The following is a 591-nucleotide window of genomic DNA, read 5'->3' as shown; positions in this document are numbered from 1 at the left end:
TGGCCGGGCATCACGCGATCCTCGATCTCCGGTGGGCGCACGTGGATGCTGACCATGTCGGGGATCTGACCACGTCGATCTACCCCGCCAGAGCGCGGACGGCGGGTGGTTTTGCCTTGCCGCAGGCAGATGATCAGCTCCTTGCGCAGCTCGCCGACCGGCAAGGCGTAGATCGCGTTGTAGATCGTTTCGCGGCAGACGTAGGCGTCTTCGAAGTTTGGAAATTCCATGGCGCGGAGCTTGCCGGCAATCTGCTCGGGAGAAAAGCGTTTTCGCAGCAGGTGGACGACCAGCTCGAACAGCTCGTTGCCGGGCACCAGCTTTTGCCGGGGCCGGCAGGACATGCGGCGTTCACGCATCGCTCGCTGGGCATGCTGGGTGATGTAGTCGCCCTGAGTACTGCGGTTACGGCGGATCTCGCGACTGATCGTCGAGGGGCTGCGGTTGAGCATTCGGGCAATGGCCCGCTGGCTCATGCCGCGCAGCAGACCGACCTGGATGTTGGAGCGCTCTTCAATGCTGAGTTCGTGGTAAGACATGGCAACACCGTACCGGAAAGGTCAGGTGTTGCACTCAGTTTTTGCCGCCGCC

Annotated in this window: 1 protein-coding gene; it reads right to left on the bottom strand. The window is 62.4% G+C overall.

Translation table 11 applies throughout. From position 1 onward, the window contains the following. Positions 1-539: IS30 family transposase (locus tag E5198_RS21350; RefSeq protein WP_136491881.1), on the bottom strand; the 539-nt coding region annotated here is incomplete at its 3' end. Positions 540-591: the final 52 nt, after the last annotated feature.

The organism is Pseudomonas sp. A-1, from assembly GCF_004801855.1.
Lineage (GTDB): Bacteria > Pseudomonadota > Gammaproteobacteria > Pseudomonadales > Pseudomonadaceae > Geopseudomonas.
Note: the sequence above shows the minus strand (reverse complement) of the source record. Positions and strands in the feature narration are given on the sequence as shown.